The 17,787-nt window shown below is 72.1% G+C and carries 10 protein-coding genes; 4 read left to right on the top strand and 6 right to left on the bottom strand.

Going from position 1 to position 17,787, the window contains the following annotated elements:
- Positions 1 to 103 precede the first annotated feature (103 nt).
- Both AOP78_RS02275 and AOP78_RS02270 read right to left on the bottom strand, forming a co-directional pair.
- Positions 104 to 3,124, bottom strand: coding sequence for a UPF0182 family membrane protein (locus tag AOP78_RS02275; protein WP_062200957.1), 3,021 nt, complete (start codon positions 3,122 to 3,124; stop codon positions 104 to 106).
- Between the two features lie 60 nt (positions 3,125 to 3,184).
- The gene (locus AOP78_RS02270) at positions 3,185 to 4,312 is read right to left on the bottom strand and encodes a YlbL family protein (protein ID WP_236685266.1); all 1,128 of its coding nucleotides are present in this window, start codon (positions 4,310 to 4,312) and stop codon (positions 3,185 to 3,187) included.
- Between the two features lie 109 nt (positions 4,313 to 4,421).
- Between AOP78_RS02270 and AOP78_RS02265 the strand changes: the two genes are divergently transcribed.
- From AOP78_RS02265 to AOP78_RS02260, 3 genes are all read left to right on the top strand, one after another.
- Entirely contained in the window at positions 4,422 to 5,834 is a 1,413-nt protein-coding gene (locus AOP78_RS02265; protein ID WP_236685265.1) for a zinc-dependent metalloprotease, read from the top strand.
- Between the two features lie 177 nt (positions 5,835 to 6,011).
- Positions 6,012 to 6,170 (top strand): DUF5679 domain-containing protein, encoded by a 159-nt coding sequence (locus AOP78_RS15345; RefSeq protein WP_169748441.1) that lies wholly within the window; start codon positions 6,012 to 6,014, stop codon positions 6,168 to 6,170.
- Positions 6,171 to 6,375: 205 nt separating this feature from the next.
- Complete coding sequence (locus AOP78_RS02260) at positions 6,376 to 7,221, top strand: hypothetical protein (protein WP_152659365.1); 846 nt, start codon at positions 6,376 to 6,378, stop codon at positions 7,219 to 7,221.
- A 21-nt stretch (positions 7,222 to 7,242) separates the two neighbouring features.
- Here the strand turns inward: AOP78_RS02260 and AOP78_RS02255 are convergent, their stop codons facing one another.
- Positions 7,243 to 9,225, bottom strand: coding sequence for an ATP-dependent helicase (locus AOP78_RS02255; RefSeq protein ID WP_062200954.1), 1,983 nt, complete (start codon positions 9,223 to 9,225; stop codon positions 7,243 to 7,245).
- A 147-nt stretch (positions 9,226 to 9,372) separates the two neighbouring features.
- Positions 9,373 to 10,296, bottom strand: coding sequence for an NAD(+) diphosphatase (nudC, locus tag AOP78_RS02250; RefSeq protein ID WP_236685264.1), 924 nt, complete (start codon positions 10,294 to 10,296; stop codon positions 9,373 to 9,375).
- Between the two features lie 81 nt (positions 10,297 to 10,377).
- Between nudC and AOP78_RS02245 the strand changes: the two genes are divergently transcribed.
- Positions 10,378 to 11,346, top strand: coding sequence for a phosphotransferase (locus AOP78_RS02245; protein ID WP_062200949.1), 969 nt, complete (start codon positions 10,378 to 10,380; stop codon positions 11,344 to 11,346).
- On the opposite strand, the gene AOP78_RS02240 is transcribed toward AOP78_RS02245, so the two are convergent.
- Positions 11,343 to 14,576: an ATP-dependent helicase gene (locus AOP78_RS02240; protein ID WP_062200946.1), complete on the bottom strand. Its 3,234-nt coding sequence runs from the start codon at positions 14,574 to 14,576 to the stop codon at positions 11,343 to 11,345. The two genes, AOP78_RS02245 and AOP78_RS02240, sit on opposite strands and share 4 nt — an antisense overlap.
- Entirely contained in the window at positions 14,573 to 17,773 is a 3,201-nt protein-coding gene (locus AOP78_RS02235) for an ATP-dependent helicase (RefSeq protein ID WP_062200944.1), read from the bottom strand. Before AOP78_RS02235 ends, AOP78_RS02240 begins: the two co-directional genes overlap by 4 nt.
- Positions 17,774 to 17,787 lie beyond the last annotated feature (14 nt).

Genomic DNA, 17,787 nt, shown 5'->3' with positions numbered 1-17,787 from the left:
GTTTCGGTGCCCCGATGACCACGGGGCCCCGCGACCCCGCGGAACGGGAGCGGGGCCGGGAGGCAAATGCCCCGCCGGCCCCGCATCGTCCCTTGTAGAGCCGTTACTCCGTGGCGGCGTCCAGCGCGTCCGAGGCCGCCACCGCGTCCTGGAGCGCCTCGTCAAGAGCGTCCTGCGCCTCGCCGTAGGCGGCGAAGTCGCCGTCCGCGAGCGCGGCGTTGCCGTCCTCGATGGCCTGGGTGGCCCGGGAGAGCGCCTCGTCGAGCGCCGCCTGCGCGTCGGCCGCCGCAGGAGTGGTCTCGGCCGGCGTCGCCGTCTCGGTCGGCTCGCTGGTCGCGGAACTGGACGCCGAATCGGTCGCCTCGGGCGTGGCGGACGAGTCCGTCGTCCCGTCGTCCGTGGCCGCATCGTCCGCGACCCCGTCGTCCACGGCATCGCCGTCGACCCCGGCGTCCGGATCGGTCGCGCCCTCGGACGCGCCCTCGCCGAACACCTGGTCGAGCGCGTCGGCGAGCGTGTCGGCGAACCCGACCTCGTCGCCGAAGGACACGAAGACCTTGCGCAGCAGCGGCACCTGGGTCCCGCTGCTCGCCTGGACGTAGACGGGCTGCACGTACAGCAGGCCGCCGCCGACCGGAAGGGTGAGCAGGTTGCCGTTGTCGACGGTCGACTCGCCCGAGCGCAGGAGGTTCAGGACCGTCTGCGCGTCGGAGTCCGCGTTGAAGTTGTTCTGCACCTGGCCTGGGCCTGGGATGGTCGTGTCGCGTGGAAGCTCCATCAGGCGCAGCGTGCCGTAGTCCTCGTCGACCTCGCCGGCGGTGTCACCCGTCTCCGAGTTCACGGCGAGATAGCCGGTGAGGATGTTGCGTGGACTCGTTCCCGCCGGGATGAAGTTGGTGGTCAGCGAGAACGTCGGCTCGTCCTGACCCGGCATCTGGAGCGTCAGGTAGTACGGGTCCTGGAGGCTCGTGGAGTCGTTGGGGTCCTCGGGCACCTGCCAGAAGTCACCCTGCGAGAAGAACGACGCCGCGTCCGTGACGTGGTACTCGGACAGCTGATAGCGCTGGATCGCGAACAGGTCCTCCGGGTAGCGCAGGTGGCTCATGAGGTCCGAGGAGATGTCCGAGATCGGGTGGATCTCCGAACCGAACACGTCCTCCCACGCCTGGAGGATCGGGTCCTCGTCGTCCCACGCGTACAGCGTCACGGTGCCGTCGTACGCGTCGACGGTCGCCTTCACCGAGTTGCGCACGTAGTTGAGCGTGGTCTGGATCAGGCTCGAGTCGTCGCCCGCGAACAGGCCGGTCGTGTTGATGAGCGACGCGTATGGGTACTCCGACGTCGACGTGTAGCCGTCGACCACCCACACGACGCGCCCGTCGACGACAGCCGGGTACACCGTCGAGTCGAGCTCGAGGTACGGGGCGACCTTCGCGACGCGCTCCAGTGGGTCGCGGTAGTACAGCACCTGCGACTCCGAGGTCACGCGGTCCGAGAACAGGATCTGCTCCTCGCCGAACGAGATCGCGTAGGCGAGCTTCTCGAACAGATTCCCGATCGACGGCCCGCCATCACCCTCGTACGTGGTGTTCTGCTGGCCGTTGTCGGCGTCGTCGTCCGGGTAGTCGAGCTCCCAGCCGCCCTCACCCTCCGGCGCGCCCACGATCGAGTAGGCAGGCAGGTTCTGACCGAAGTAGATGCGGGGCTCGTAGTCGCCGAGCAGTCCGGAGGACGGGATGCCGCCCTCGAAGAACGACGGCTGCCCGTCCGACGTCACCGCGTTGCCGTAGGCCGCGACGACGCCGTAGCCGTGCGTGTAGACGGTGGTCTCGTTGACCCAGTTGCGGCTCGAGTCGTCGAGACCGTCCATGTTGAGCTCGCGCACCGCGATCACGGTGTCCTGGCTCTCGCCGTCGATGTCGTAGCGGTCGACGTTCAGCTCGTCCTCGAACGTGTAGTACTGCTTGTTCTGCTGGAGCTGCTGGAACGCGGGAGCGACGATGCTCGGGTCGAGCAGGCGGATCTGCGCGGTGGTGTCCGCGTCGGCGCGCAGCGCGGAGGCGTCGGCCTCCGTCGTCGCGTCGTACTGCGTGATCTCCACGTCATCGATGCCGTACGACGTGAGGGTCGCATCGATGTTGCGCTGGATGTAGTCGGTCTCGAGCTCCTGCTGGTTCGGGTTCACCTGGAAGCGCTGCACGATCGCGGGGTAGATCCCGCCGATCGCGACCGCGGCGATCACCATGAGGCCGACGCCGATGATCGGGATGCGCCAGTCGGCGCGCCAGATGACCACGAGGAACATGAGCCCGACGATCACGGCGATTCCCGCCAGGATCGTGCGCGACGGCAGCACAGCGTTCACGTCGGTGTACGTCGCGCCGTAGATGAGGTCACCCTGCTTGGTCAGCAGGCTGTACCGGTCGAGCCAGTAGTTCGCCGCGACCGAGAGCATCACGATCAAGCCGATCACGGACAGCTGGATGCGCGCGCCCCGCGAGGCGATGAAGCGTCGGCCGCCGCCCGAGATGGACCCGTACAGCAGGTGGACGAAGGCGGCGACGATCGCGCACAGGATCGAGATCGTGAGCACGTAGGCGACGATCGAGTTGAGCGCCGGGAGCGTGAAGACGTAGAAGCCGGCGTCAAGGCCGAACTGGGGGTCCTCGGTGCCGAACGACTGGCGGTGGAGGAAGAGCTGGAACGTCTGCCACTGCGACGACATGGCGCCGCCCGCGATGAGGCCGACGAACAGCGGCAGCGAGATGGTGACGGCGCGCTCAAGCGGCTCGATCTGCTCGCGATAGCGGTCCAGGCTCGACTGCGCCTCGCTGCGCGCGGGACGCGCGCGCTTGGCCAGGAACAGCGACAGCCACACGGCGCCGGCCGCGAGCCCGCCGAAGATCAGGAACAGCACCCCGCGGGTGATCCACTGGACCCACACGACCTCGGAGAAGTCGAGCTGGTCATACCAGGCGATCTCGGTCCAGATGTTGGCCGCGACCACCGCCAGGACGACGATGACGCCGACCACGATCGCCGTGATCGCGAGCGGGCTGCGTCGCTGCGGCACACGGATAGGGCGTGGTGGGCTGGGCTGGTTGCCGTCTGCGGCGAACGTCACTGTCGGTCCTCACGAGCTCATCGGTCGAGCCGCCGCGCGACGGCCCGAAGGTGCTTCCGACTAGCCTGCCACAGCCTCGCACGTCGGCAGGTCGTCCGTCTGACCTGCACCGATCGCGACGATGGCGTCGTAGGCGTCGTCGATGTCCTCCACCGCGACAACGGACAGCCCGTCAGGAATGTGCCCGACGACCTCGTCGCAGTTGTCCACCGGGGCCAGGAACCACTCCGCGCCGTCGCGCTGGGCGCCCAGCATCTTGAGGTCGATGCCTCCGATCGCCCCGACCTGCCCCGTCGACGAGATCGTGCCGGTGCCGGCGACGAGGGCGCCGTTCAGCTCGTCGTCCTCGGTGAGGAGATCCATGATTCCGAGTGTGAACATGAGCCCGGCGCTCGGGCCGCCGACCGTGTCGATCGCGACCTCGACGTCGATCGGGAGGTCGAACTCGGGGTCCACGAGGATCCCCATCACCGGGGAGCCTGTGCCGTCATCGACGAGCGCGAACGTCACGTCCTGCTCCTCGCCGTCGCGGTCGACGGTCACGGTGAGCTCGTCCCCGACGGCGTGACCCGCGATCGCGTCCGCCAGGTCGGTGAAGCCGTCAAGGTCCTCGCCGTCGACCGCGAGGATCACGTCGCCCTCCTCGAGCTTGCCGGAAGCGTCGGAACCGGAGAGCACCTGAGCGACGGTGAGCGTCGCGGACACCTCGGTGCCGAGCGCCTCGAGCGCGGCGACCGTCGCGGCCTCCTGCGACGTCACCCACTGCTCCGCGGACTCCTGCTCCGCCTCCTCGGCGTCCTCCTCGGTGCTGCCGAAGACCAGCTCGCGGGGCGTCGTGTACTGGCTCCCGGACAGGTAGCCGCGCAGCACCGAGCCCATCGTCATGAACGTCGACCCGGCGTCCTGGACCGAGACGGTCGTGAGCCGCAGCTCGCCCGAGGGCTCGTAGGTCTCCGCGCCTGAGATCGTGACGAGCGCGCCGTCGTCCGTCGTGGACAGGGTGTCGTAGGTGGGACCGGGGCCGCCGATCGCGTAGGGCGACGGGAGGATCACCATGAGCGCGACCAGGGCGCTCGTCGTGAGACCGGAGATCCCCATCACCCGCTCGCGGCGCGTGACGACTGGTTCATCCGCCTCGTACAAGGCGTTGAACGTCTCCACGGGGTCGGGCGTCGTCTCGTCGGTCACCGCCCCATCATTGCCCATAGCGAACGCGAGACCCAATCACCCCGCCCGGACGTTACCTTGAGTGAAGGCGACGCAACCGCGGACGCCGCCCGAGCGCCGAGGAGACGACGTGACCGACGACGAGACCCCGTGGATGCGCCTCCTGCGCGAGCTCTTCGGAGACGACGCCGACGAGGCGCTCGCCGAGCTTCAGCGCATGGGCATGGACCCGCAGGCGCTCGCGCAGGCCTCCGGCATGAGCGCCTCGCCCGCGATGATGGACCACGTCCTGCGCCAGATCAGGACGCTGCTGTCCCAGGGCGACGGGCAGGACGTCAACTGGCAGCTCGCGCACGACGTCGCGCGCGGCGTCGCGGCGCAGGGCGGTGATCCCACGGTCTCGGCCGCAGTCGCGTCGGAGCACCGGGCGGTCGTGTCCGAGGCAGAGCTGTGGCTCGACGCCGCGACCGATCTGGACCCGTCGCGCCTCGAGCCGCGCGTGTGGAGCCGCGCGGAGTGGGTCGAGGCGACGCTTCCCACGTGGCGCTCGCTCGCGGGCCCCGTCGCGGTGAGCGTCTCGCAGGCGCTCGGCGGCGTGCTGGGACGGGAGCTCGCCGCGTCGGACGACCCCGACGATCCGACGAACGCGCTGCTCGGCGAGCAGGGCCGCGCGATGCTGTCCTCCGTGAGCCCCACGGTGTGCGGCATGCACGTCGGCCAGGCCGCCGGGGAGATGGCTCGCGAGGCGTTCGGCGCCACCGACCTGGGGATCCCGCTGCTGGCGGAGGCCCGGGTCGCGATCGTGCCGCATGCGGTCGAGGAGTTCGCGCGCGGGCTCGAGGGCGTCGATGAGCGCGAGGTGAAGGCATTCCTCGCGCTGCGCGAGGCCGCGCACGTGCGCCTGTTCCAGGCCGCACCGTGGCTCCAGGCCAAGCTCCATTCCCTGATCGAGCGCTACTCGCAGGGCATCGCGATCGACGCCGACGCGCTCGACGAGGCCGTCCGCGACGCGGGCGTCGGCGACCCCGCCAAGCTGCAGAAGGCCCTCACGCGCGGCATCTTCGCGCCCGAGCACTCGGAGGAGCAGACCGCGACGCTCGAGTCGATCGAGACCCTCCTCGCGCTCGTCGAGGGCTGGGTTCAGGACGTCACGATGCGCGCCGCGGCCCCGCACCTCGCGTCGCTCAGCCAGCTCGGCGAGATGATGCGCCGCCGTCGCGCGGCCGGCGGGCCCGCGGAGGACACCTTCGCGACCCTGCTCGGGCTCGAGCTGCGTCCGCGCCGCATGCGCGACGCCGCCGCGATGTGGGCGTCGCTCGCCTCCAAGGCCGGACCCTCCGCGCGCGACGAGGTGTGGTCGCATCCCGACCTGCTGCCCACCGCGACGGACCTCGAGGACTGGTCCGCGTGGGTCGAGCGCCGGGTCTCGGGCGACCAGGAGGACGAGATGGACCGCGAGCTCGAGAAGCTCCTCGGCGGGGGCGCGGACGATGCGGGCGGGGACGACGCGGGTGGCGAACCCGACCCGGACACGGACCGGTAGCGGTCGCGCACGGCCGCAGGCGTGCCTTAGGCTCTAGCGGTCCGCTCGACGCGCCGCGACACGGCGTGCTGAGATGACGACCTTTCGCCGCACCTCGCGTCTACGCTGGGGGGCGAAGGTCCAGCAGACCGATCGATGCGCGGCCACCGGCCGCGCCTTACGAATGAGGAGGGACTCATGGCCGACGAGAAGTGGCAGGGCGAGTTCTACTGCGTCAAGTGCAAGGAGAAGCGCGAGGCTGAGGGCGACGTCGTCGTCTCGAACGACCGTCGCATGGCGAAGGGCGTCTGCCCCGTCTGCGGCACCAAGCTGAACCGCATCCTCGGCAAGGCGTAAGCGCCCACCGAAGCTGACAGAAGCGGGCCGTCCCTCACGGGGCGGCCCGCTTCTTCGCGTTCGGGGACGTTCGCCTTCCACGACTATGCGTGGGTCCAGGAACGATGCAGTGGCCGAGGGACGTCGGGGCTGTGGACGACGCTGTGGCCACCGCGGCGCCTGTGGACAACGTCCTCGCGCCCGCGCCAGGTGCGAGCATCGCCGCATGAGACTCGCCCCCTGCGCCCCGGTGCTGGCCCGCCCGGACGGCACCACCCAGGTCGGTACGTCCGTGCCCGTCCGGCTCGCCGCGCTGAGCGAGACCGAGCGGCCCGTCGTCATCGCAGCGGAGAGCACCCCGATCGGCGCGGACGAGTGCGCCCTGCTCGGCGACGCGGGCGCGCGGCTAGCCGAGGCAGGGCTGCTCGTCGAGGAGGAGGAGCCGCCCGCGGGCGTCGTGGCGATCCACGGCGCGGGCAGGATCGGCCTCGAGCTCGGCTCCGCGCTCGCCGCGTGTGGGATCACGGTCGCGTTCTCCGACCGGCGCCCCGCGCACGACGAGCCGGGCCTGTACCCCCGGCGCGCGCTGGTCTCGACGTGCGCGGGTGGGGCCGCATGGTCCGTGAGGGAACGACTGCCGCGCGCGAGCGTCGTCGACGCGTCGGACCCGACGCTGACGGTGCTCATCTCGCTGGGCGGGGCGGCGCGCCACGCGACCGCCGCATGGGAGCACGACGGGACCCCGCATCTGCTCATCGCGGTCGATGAGGCGGGCGCGACCGTCGGGCCCCTCGTCGTGCCTGGGGCGACCGCGTGCGGACGCTGCCTCGCCCTCGAGCGGACCGCTGTGGACCCGGACTGGCCGCTGCTGCTCGACCAGCTGTCGGGGCGCCGCCCTCGTCCGCTACCGGAGATCGTGCCCGACATCGTGGCCGCTGCATCGCGTCTCGTCATCCGGGCCCTGCGCGGCGGCGCGCCGTCCAACGAGGCGTGGCGCATCGTCCTGGGAGGGGCGCCCCGTCCCGCGCCCGTCTCGCCTCGGGCGGACTGCGGGTGCGGCGCTGCAGGCTGACGTCGGAGACCCGCGTGTGCCTCAGTGCTCGGCGACGATCCCGAGGATGTCGAGACCGTACTTCTCGAGCTTCGACGCGCCGACGCCGTTCACCTTGGCGAGGTCGCCGCGCGTGCCGGGCCGGTCGCGCGCGATCTGCACCAGCGACGCGTCCACGAGCACCGTGAACGCCGGCTTGCCCGTCTCCTGGGCGATCGCGTACCGCCACTGCTTGAGCGCGTCGAACAGGCGCAGCTGGTCCACGTCGAGCTCCGCGAGCTCGGCCTTGTTGGAACGGCGAGGCGCGCGCGCCGGGGCCGCGTCGGGCCACCACTTCTCGAGGAACCGCGTGCGCTTGCGCGTCGCCTTGCCGCCCTCACGACGCGCGCGGGCGAACGACAGCGCCAGGTGCTCGCGCGCGCGGGTGATCGCGACGTACAGCAGCCGGCGCTCCTCCTCGATCGCCTCATCCGTCTCCGCCATGGAGATCGGCATCAGCCCCTCCGAGCAGCCGACCAGGAACACCGCGTCCCACTCGAGGCCCTTCGCGGCGTGGACGGTCGTGAGCGTCACACCCTCGACCGACGGCGCATGCTGCGCCTGCGCGCGCTCCACGAGGTGCTCGACGAGCTCGCGCATCGTCATCTGACCGCCGGCGTCCGAGTCCAGGTCATCCGCGAGCTGCACGAGCGCCTGCAGGTTGTCCCACCGCTCACGCACGGCGCCGCGCTCGGCCGGAGGCTTCTCCGCCCAGCCGATGTCCGACAGCGCGGACCGCACCTGCTCGCCGAGCGGCGCATCGTCCGGCGCCACGGCCGCCGCACGCAGCAGCACCATCGCCCGCTTCACCTCATCGCGGTCGAAGAACCGCTGGCCGCCGCGCACGAGGTAGCCGATGCCGCGCTCCGCGAGCGCCTCCTCGAGCAGCTCGGACTGGCTGTTGATCCGGTACAGGATCGCGATCTCGCTCGCCGCCACGCCCGAGGCGATGAGCGCCTGCGCGGCGTCCGCGACGCCGGCCGCCTCCGCCGCATCGTCCGGGTAGGCCTTGAAGCCGACCGCGGGACCGGACGGCCGCTGGGCGACGAGCTCGACGCCCATCCCCGCCGCGCCGCGCCTGGCCATCAGCCCGTTGGCGAGGTTCACCACCTGCGGCGTCGAGCGATAGTCGCGCACGAGCTTGACCGTCTGGGCGGCCGGGTAGCGGCGCGCGAACTCGAGCAGGTGGCGCGGGGTCGCGCCCGCGAAGGAGTAGATGGTCTGCGCCGGGTCGCCGACCACGCACAGGTCCTCGCGCCCGCCGAGCCACTGGTCGAGGAGGAACTGCTGGAGGGGCGAGACGTCCTGGTACTCGTCGACGACGAAGTGCCGGTACTGCCTGCGGATCGTGTCGCCCACCTCGGGATGACGGCCGATGATGTCGGCGAGCAGGAGCAGGATGTCCTCGAAGTCGAGGACCACGGCCTCGGTCTTCGCCTCCTCGTAGGCGCGCATCGCGTCGACCACCTGGAGGCGGTCGAGCCCCGCAGGAGCCGGCCGCCCCTGGTCGGCCGCGACGCGCACGTAGTCCTCGGCGGCCACGAGCGACACCTTGGCCCACTCGATCTCGCTCGCCAGGTCGCGCACCGCAAGGCGATCGAGGCTCAGCCCGACCTGGCGCGCTGCGCGGCCGATCAACGGCGCCTTGTGCTCCACGAGCTGCGGGATCTGGCCCCCGACCGCCTGCGGCCAGAAGTAGCTCAGCTGACGCAGCGCCGCCGCGTGGAACGTGCGGGCCTGCACTCCGCCCGCGCCAAGCGCGCGCAGCCGCTGGCGCATCTCCCCCGCGGCGCGGGCCGTGAACGTCACGGCGAGCACCGACTGCGGGTTGTACGCCGACACCCGCACGCCGTAGGCGATGCGGTGCGTGATGGCGCGAGTCTTGCCCGTGCCCGCGCCCGCGAGGACGCACACGGGCCCGTGGAGGGCGGTGGCGACCTCGCGCTGCTCCGGGTCGAGCGCTTCGAGGATCTGATCGGATGACATCACAGGCATTGTGTCAGCCGGGGCTGACAGCGCCGACGCTTCCGAGGCACGGCTGGGGACGATGCGGGGCGGGCCCGGCCACGGGGACGACGGCGGTCGCGTACGGTCGCCCGGGGCGACGCCCAGGCCGATTCCCGGGCGCGATGCTCAGACGTCGATCTTGTCGTCGGGCACCCGGTCCTGGATCGGGCCGCCGTGCCAGGCCTCGATCAGCCGGCGGGCGATCGAACCGTGCGGGGCGAGCACGACCTCGCCGTCGGCGACCAGCGCGACGACCTCCTCGCGGGAGACGAACCGCGCCTCGGTGATCTCGACGCCGTCGACGGTCGCGCTCGTCGCGTCCGTGCGCGCTGTGAAGCCGACCATCACCGAGGCGGGGAACGGCCACGGCTGCGACCCGGCGTAGGCGACGTCCGTGAGACGCACCTGCACCTCCTCCCACACCTCGCGGTGGACCGCCTGCTCGAAGGTCTCCCCCGGCTCCACGTAGCCCGCGAGGATCGAGAACCGCTGCGGGCCCCAGTGCGCGGCGTGCGCGAGCAGGAGGCGGTCGTCGGGATCGGTGATCGCCACGATGACGGCGGGGTCGACGCGCGGGTAGTGCTCGCGGTCGTCGGCGGGGCACCGCCGCACCCATCCGCCCTTGATCGACTCGGTGGCAGCGCCGCACCGGGCGCAGTGGCCGTGGGCCGCGTGCCACTGCTCGAGCGCGACGGCCGTCGCCCCGAGCTCGCGGTCCCGCACGCCCTCAGCGCCACGCTCGGCGAACGGCTTCAACAGGTCCCGCAGGCCGACGAGCCGCTCGCCGCCGATGCCGTCATAGCCGTCGGCGAAGGAGGGGTCGGCGGGCACGATCGCAACCAGGTCGCGTCCCGCCTCATGTCCCAAGTACAGGGTGAGCGCCGCCTCCGGGTGCTCGCCCGGAAGAAGCTCGACGAGCCGAGCCGCAGAGGTCAGAAGCCGGCCCCCCGTCACGACGATCGCGGTCGCTCCCCCGGGATCGAAGGAGTCGCGACGCTCGGTCGCACGATCGATGAGGAGGGGGTCAGGCCTGGTCCACGGGTCGCTCACGGCTCCACCGTACTCCCGCACCACACCGGTCCCCCGGCGTGGTCCATGGCGATGATGCCTGGTTCGTCCTAATGTGAGGGCGTGCCTCGTTCACCGCTCGCCCTTGCGGCGCTGGCGTCGGTAGCGGTGCCAGGGCTGGACGTCTACGACGTCCTCCGCTCGCCGCACTCCGACGCCGACTTCGATGTGGTCGTCGTCAAGGACGCCACCGGTCGCCGGTGGCTGGTGCGCGCCCCGAGACGGGCGGCCGCCGGCGCGGCGCTCGAGGCGGAGCGCGGCCTGCTGCAGGCGCTCGCGCGTGCGAAGGACGCGGGGCTCGTGACCTTCGCGGTGCCGATCCCCGCAGGAGCCGCGACGCTGTCGGACGGCGAGGGCCGCGCGATCGTCTACAAGGAGGCGCCAGGGGCGCCGCTCGTGCTCGCCGAGGTCGTCGGCGGACCGGGCCTCGCCGCGTCGATCGGCAAGGCTCTCGCGTCGGTGCATGAGCTGCCGCCGCAGCTGGTCGAGGACCTGGGTCTTGCCTCGTACTCGGCCGAGGAGCACCGCGAGCGTCGTCTCGCCGAGCTGGACGCGGGCGTGCAGACGGGATTCGTCCCCCCGCGCCTCGCGGATCGCTGGGAGAGGCAGCTCGAGAACGTCTCGTGGTGGCGCTTCGAGCCGACGGTGGTCCACGGTGACATGGGAGAGCACCAGCTGCTCGTCCGCGAGGAGCTGATCTCGGGCATCGTGGATTGGATGGATGCGCGCGTCGCGGACCCGGCCGACGACCTGGCCTGGCTCGTCGCGTCGGCCCCCGAAGATGTGCTCGACTCGGTCGTCGAGGCCTACGGCATGGCCCGCCGCGAGACACGCGACCCGCACCTGCTCGACCGCGCGCGGCTGTCCTCCGAGATGGCGCTGCTGCGCTGGCTCATGTACGGGGTGCGCACCGAGGACGACGCGATCATCGCCGACGGCAAGGGCATGCTCGCCGATCTTGAGGCGCTCCTGTTCGAGGAGAGCGACGTCGAGGCCGAGCCCGAGGGCGGGGACCCCGAGCCCGCTGCCTAGGCCGTCGCGCCGGCATCACCTCGGATGAGGTCCTCGATCTCCCCCCTGTCCAGCAGTCGCTCAGGCCTCACCGTCGCGTCCGCCGCCACGTAGTAGAAGGCCGCGTCCACCTCCTCGAGCGGCAGTCCCGTGCGCTCGGACCACGCGAGCCGGTACATCGCCAGCTGCACCTCGCGAGCGGCGCGCTCGTCGTCGTCTCGAGGTGGCCGGCCGGACTTCCAGTCCACGACCGTGACGCGCTCGAGCCCTCCTCCTGCGGGGAAGACAGCGTCGATGCGCGAGCGCACCGATACGCCTCCGACGGGCAGCTCCACGTCCACCTCGATGTCGGTCGGCACCCGCTTGGCCCACTCGGACGCCTCGAAGGTGGCCTTGAGCTCGTCGAGGTCCACCGCGTGCTGCTCGTCGGGCCCGAGATCGTCCTCACCGAACAGCGCGGTCTGGCCATAGCGCGACTCGATCCACGCGTGGAGCGCGGAGCCGCGATGAGCCGCGAGGGTCGGCTCCTGCGGGACGGGTCGGCGCAGCTGTCGCGCGAACTGGTCCCGGTCGCGGCGCATCGCGACGAGCGCCGAGGTCGACAGATGCGAAGGCATCGCGAGCTCGTCGGCGCCTCCGTGCCTCGCCCGCCCCTCGGCGAGCATCGCGGCGATCTCGGCGGCCAGCGGAAGCTCGACGCCGGCGGGCGTCGAGCCGGGCTCCACCGCCGCGACCCGTCGGGCGAGCGCGCGACGCCGACGCTGCGGCTCGGTCTCGGGACGGGGCCACACACCCTCCTCGACTCGCGGCGCGGGAGGCTCCTGGTCCGCCTCGGGCCTCGACGCCCAGCCGGCGTCGCTGACGATGCCCGCCTCGCAGAGCTCATCGATGAACTGCGAGGGGCTGCGTGGCTTCTTGCCCTCCGTGTACCAGGAACCCGAGACGAGCACGTGGCTGCGGGCGCGGGTGAGCGCCACGTAGAACAGCCGCCGCTCCTCGTCGACCGCGTGGTCGCCCGCTGCCTCGCGGAACTCGTCGATCGATTCGGCGAGGCTCGCGTGGTCCTGGGCGTCTCGCCATCCCCAGACCGGCAGCGACCGCGCGTCCATGCGCAGCTCCCACGGAACCTCGGGGTCGCCCGAGAGCCACGCGCCCTTCGAGCGGGTGACGGACGGGAAGGCGTCCTCGACCGCTCCGGGGACCGCGACGACGTCCCACTCGAGACCCTTCGCGGCGTGCACGGTGAGGATCTGCACCGCTCCGGGCTCGGGGTCCTTCACGGGCGCGTCGAGGCCTCTCTCCTCGCTCCGCGCGGCGTCGAGCCAGTGCAGGAACGCGCCGAGCGTGGCGTGCTCCGCTCCCTGTGCGAAGCTCCTCGCGGCGTCGAGGAACGCGTCGACGTTGCGTCGGATGCGACCGTCGGGGCTCGCGACGTCCGCCTCGATGTCGAGTCCCCACACCCGCTCGGTGAACGCGATCAGCTCGGTGAGCGGCAGGTAGGTGTGCTGACGGATCTGGTCGATCGTCCGCTGAAGGGACCTCAGCCGGTCGCGCGCCTCGTGCGTCAGGGCGCGACCGTCGAACGCGAAGTCCGTCGGTGGCTCCTGGGCGAGCGCGTCGACGATGCTCGCCCCGCCCTCGCGGGTCGCCCTCGGGCCCGCGAGATGCTCGGCCCAGTCCTGAAGCGCCATCAGGTCACGCGGTCCGAGGTTGACGCGCTCGGAGGTGAGCAGCCGCATGAGGGAGTCGCCGCGAGACGGGTCGTGGGCGGCCTCGAGCAGCGCGACGAGGTCGGCGACGTCGGGCGTGTCGAGGAGGCCCCCGAGCCCGACGACCTCGTAGTCGATGCCGCGCGCGGTGAGCGCGTCGACGATGCCGGGGATCGTGGCGCGTCGCCTGCACAGCACCGCCGCCTCGACCGTCGAGTCGGGTCCGTGGCCGAGCTCCTCGCGGCGCGCGATGATGAAGTCGACGACGTTCGTCGCCTCGTCCTCAAGGGTCTCGGCCATGTGGGCCGTCACGCCGGGGGCGAGCCTCGTCGGCTCGGGGATGCCGAGATGCTCTCCCTTGGACATGAGCGGCTTGACGTCGACGGTCGTCGCCTCGCGCAGCGGATCCACCGAGGCGTTCGCGGCGTGGAGCACGCTCGCCTCGTTGCGCCAGGACACCGTGAGCGAGGCGTCGCGGGCGTCGAGCAGCCGCTTGAAGTCCTCGAGCGCGGCGGCCGAGGCGCCGCGGAACCCGTAGATCGCCTGGTTCGGGTCGCCGACTGCCATCATCGGGAAGTCTCTTCCGAACAGCTTGACGAACAGGTCGAGCTGCGCCGGTGAGGTGTCCTGGAACTCGTCGAGCAGGACCGCGCGGAAGCGGGCCCGCTCCGCGTCCCTCACCGCGGGGATCTGCGCGAGCTCGACCGCGGTGGCGACCTGATCCGAGAAGTCCAGCAGAGCGCCCTCATGCTTGCGCCTGCGGAAGTCGTCGACGAGGTCCGCCATGGCGCGCAGCGTGCGCACCGCCTTGATCCGCCCCGCGAGCGTCTTCGTCATCGCTGTAGGAGCCGCGTCGCCGACCTTCTTCGGCAGCGAGGCGAAGGCGACGCTCATCTCGTCGAGGTAGGCCCGGAGCCTGGCGGTGGAGACGCCGTGCTCGCGCAGCTGCGCCGACAGCCGGGGAAGCGCCGACCGCACGGTGCCCGCGGCGTTGTCGGTGTCGAGGGATACCGTCCACTCCTCGAGGGTCAGCGACGCGAGCTGCCACAGGGCGGCGTCGGTCAGCACGGTCGAGTCGGGGTCCACCCCGACGCGCAGCCCGTGCTCGGCCGCGAGCGCGGCGGCGTAGGCGTTGTAGGTCGCGACGGTCGGCGCAGGGCGCTCGGGATCTCTCACGATCCGCTCGGAGCCGTCCACTCCCGTGGTCCTGTCCCACACCCGGGAGATGCGCTCGTCGGCGCGCTCGGCGATCTCCGCCGCGGCCTTGCGCGTGAAGGTGAGGCACAGGATCTCGTCCGGGCTGATCGGGCGCCCGAACAGCTCGTCCGCGTGGTCGAGCAGGTAGACGATGCGCATCGACAGCGTCTCGGTCTTGCCGGAGCCGGCTCCCGCGACCACGAGCGTCGGCTCGATCCCCGCACCGATGATCGCGAGCTGCTCGCCGGTGGGCGTCCTGCCAGGGTCGATGATCTGCGCGAGTTCGAGCGCGGAGCGATGGTGCGGGATCACGATCCCGGGCATCGCGTGGGTCTCGACCGTCACGAGTCGCTCACCTGCCTTCCTGCGGCGTGGGCGGGACAGGACCGCCTGATCGGACAGTGGTCGCACATCGCGTTCGGCCGGGCGGCGAATCTCTCCGCGGTCATGTCGGCGACGGCGTCGTCGAGCACCTGCCTGGCCGTGGTCTCGTCGATCGGCGACTGCTTGCGCACGCTCGCCTTGAGCGTCGAGCCTCCGACGAACACGAGCGCCGCGTCCGAGGCTCGCGCGACGCCAGGGAACGCCCCGGCGCCGGCGACGAGCTGGTACATCATGAGCTGACCGTGGTCCTCGGCCTCGGCGGCGGAGACGGTCCTTCCCGTCTTGAGGTCGACGACCCTGGCCTGGTCGCCGTGGATCTCCACGCGGTCCGCGAGTCCCGACACGAGTGCCCGTCCGAGCTCCACCCTGAAGCCCTGCTCGAGCAGCACCGAGTCCGCTCGCACGTCCTTGAGGTATCCAGACAGTCGCCGCACCATGTCCTGCGCACGCGAGTAGGCCTCGCGCTCCATCCAGGTCTCGCGTCCGCCGATCTCGGCCCATCGGTCGTCGAGCATCGCGAGCATCGCCGCCTCGCCGCCCTCGGGGAAGGCCTCGGCGATCGCGTGGACGAGCAGCCCGACGTTCTGGGCATCGGTGCTCTCGGTCGTGCCGCCCGCGGACTCGAGCGCCCACTTGAGCGGACACGCGCGGATCGAGTCGATGCGCGACGGCGAGACGCGGACCTGCGCGTCGGGCTCCCAGAACGGCTCCTCCGTGGATGGCGCCGCCACGCCGTGCCAATGCTTCGGGTGCGCGCCGGGGATGCCCTTCGTCGCGAGGTCGGCGAGCTGCGCGGCCACGCCTTCGAGCCTCGCGAGAGCCTCGGCGTCGCCGGGCTCCTCCTCGAGCCTCGCGACGGCGCCCAGGCCTTCGGCGCGCAGCCAGCCGACCGCGGCACGCAGATCCGAGACTCCGCGCGCACCCGCCGTGCTGCGGCTCTCCACTCCTGCGGAGTCGGCGACGAGGGACAGGAACCGCGAGGGCTGCGACTCGGCATCCTCGACCGCCGTGAGCACGAGCCGGGAGCGCGCCCGCGACACGGCGACGAGGAGGGCCCTCGTCTCGTCGTCGAGCACGGCCCGACGCGCGGCGTGGAGGTCGCGCGGACCTCGGGCCAGGCCGACCGCCTCCTCCGAGGCGAGCCCACCCGCGTCGAGCACCTCGGCGAGCGTCTGTGCGCCCAGGACGGAGTCGCGCAGCCGCAGGTTCGGCCACACGCCCTCCTCGAGGCCCGCGATCACGACCACGTCCCACTCCCGGCCTGCGGCGGATGCCGGCGTGCAGAACGAGACGGCGTCGGGGGTACGCCCCTGGGCACCCAGCGAGTCGGCGGCGAAGTCCTGCCCCTCGAGGTACTCGAGGAAGGAGGCGAGCGGCGCGCTCGGAAGGCGCTCGGTGTACGTCTGCGCGGCGCGCAGCAGCGCGATCACGGCGTCGAGGTCGGCGTCGTCCCTGGCCGACCCCGCGAGCGCGGCCTCACGCCACGTCTCCGCGACACCGAGCGACTCCCAGGCCGCCCAGATCACCGCGCCGGGGCTCGCGCCTGCCTGAGCACGCCGCTCCCCCGCGGCGACGGCCGCGCGGGACGCCCGTTCCGCCTGCCGCGCCTCCGGTCCGTCGAGCGAAGCCCACCGGGCGGGGTCCTCCATGGCCTCGACGAGCAGCTCCACGCTGGAGCGCAAGCCGCCGCCCGCGCGCTCCTCGCGCACGAGCGCGCGGCGCAGTCGCCGCACCGCCACCGGATCGAGACCGATGAGCCGTGAGCCCAGGACCGCGAGCGCCTTGTCCTCGTCCCACTCCTCGCCGAGGGCGACGCGCAGGAGCGTGAGCAGCGGCGCGATCGCGGGCTCGAGGTGCAGCGCGGTGCCTTCTCCCAGCGCCTCGCATGGCACGTCGGCCGCGAGCAGGTCCGAGCGCACCGATCTGAGGAGCGCGGTGGACCTGGCGATGACGACCATGCGCCCCCATGGCACCTCGGGACCGTCGAAGCCGTGCCTCGAGTTGCGGAGCTCCGCCGCGATCGCGCGCGACTGCGCGTATCGGTGCGGCGCGGTGAGCACCGTCACCGGCGCATCGTCCGTCTCGGCGGAGGACGCGCGCCTCACCGCCTCGCGCGCGCTCGCCGCCCCCTTGACCCCGATGCGCTCCGCGACCCTGGCGCTCACCGCGGCGAGCGGCGCGGGCTGCCGGTGGTCGACCGCGAGCTCGATCCTCGCCGCGGCGCTGCCCGCGAGGTCCGCGAGCGCGTCGGGGACCGCGCCCCGGTAGCCCTGCACCGACTCGTCGGAGTTGCCCAGCAGCACGAGACGCGTCCCCCGGCTGGAGAGCTGCCGGAGGAAGGCGTACGTGGCGGCTGTCGCGTCGTGCGCGTCGTCGACGATCACCAGGTCCCACGACGGCGCGGGCGCGTCGGCCCCGACGATCTCGTCCCACTGCTCGAGCACCATCGTCGCCCGCGAGACGACGGACGCGGGGTCGAAGCGATCGCCCTGGTCCACCGTCATCGACCCGAGCGCGAGCACGTCCTCGTACTCCTGGTAGATCTCGGCAGCGGCCTGCCATTCGGGCCGTCCGCATCGCTCGCCCAGGAGCGCGAGCTCGTCGGAGGCGAGGCCGCGTTCGGCCGCGCGCATGAGCACGTTGCGCAGCTCCTCACGGAAGCCCGGAAGCAGGGTCGCCTCTGCGGGCACGACCCCGCGCCAGTCGAGCGGGGCGACGCGACCGTTGGCGTGGCCCTCGAGCAGATCATGGAGCACGACGTCCTGCTCCGCGCCGGAGACGAGCGACGGGCGCGGTATCCCGAGCGCGAGGGACTCGTTCACGAGGACCTCGAAGGCGACCGACGGCGCGGTGCGCACCACCGGCTCGCCGAGCGGACCGGCGATCGCGTGCGCCACCCTGTCCCGCATGACGCCCGCGGCCTGGCGAGTCGCGGCGATCACGAGCAGCCGGCGCGCGGGGAGCCCTGACCGCACCGCGTCCGCGGCGAGAGCGACAGCGAGCGTGGTCTTCCCTGTCCCGGCCCCGCCGATCACCGCGATGTCACCTGACGTGCGCCTCACCGCGTCGAGCGCGCTGCTCTGCTCAGCGTCGAGCTCGGGCTCGGGCACCGGCCGCGAGGCGACGAGGGTGGGCGCGAGCAGGCCGGTCGGGTTCATGGGGACATCCCACC

The sequence above is a fragment of the Demequina salsinemoris genome, from assembly GCF_000974805.1.
GTDB lineage: Bacteria > Actinomycetota > Actinomycetes > Actinomycetales > Demequinaceae > Demequina > Demequina salsinemoris.
This window is presented reverse-complemented; position numbering and strand designations above follow the sequence as displayed.

What these genes read in the sequence shown, in the direction of transcription:
- AOP78_RS15345 (WP_169748441.1), top strand. Translation starts at nt 6,012, where the DNA reads ATGGCCGACGAGAAGTGGCAGGGCGAGTTCTACTGCGTCAAGTGCAAG.
- AOP78_RS02260 (WP_152659365.1), top strand. Translation starts at nt 6,376, where the DNA reads ATGAGACTCGCCCCCTGCGCCCCGGTGCTGGCCCGCCCGGACGGCACC.
- AOP78_RS02255 (WP_062200954.1), bottom strand. Translation starts at nt 9,225, where the DNA reads ATGTCATCCGATCAGATCCTCGAAGCGCTCGACCCGGAGCAGCGCGAG.
- AOP78_RS02235 (WP_062200944.1), bottom strand. Translation starts at nt 17,773, where the DNA reads ATGAACCCGACCGGCCTGCTCGCGCCCACCCTCGTCGCCTCGCGGCCG.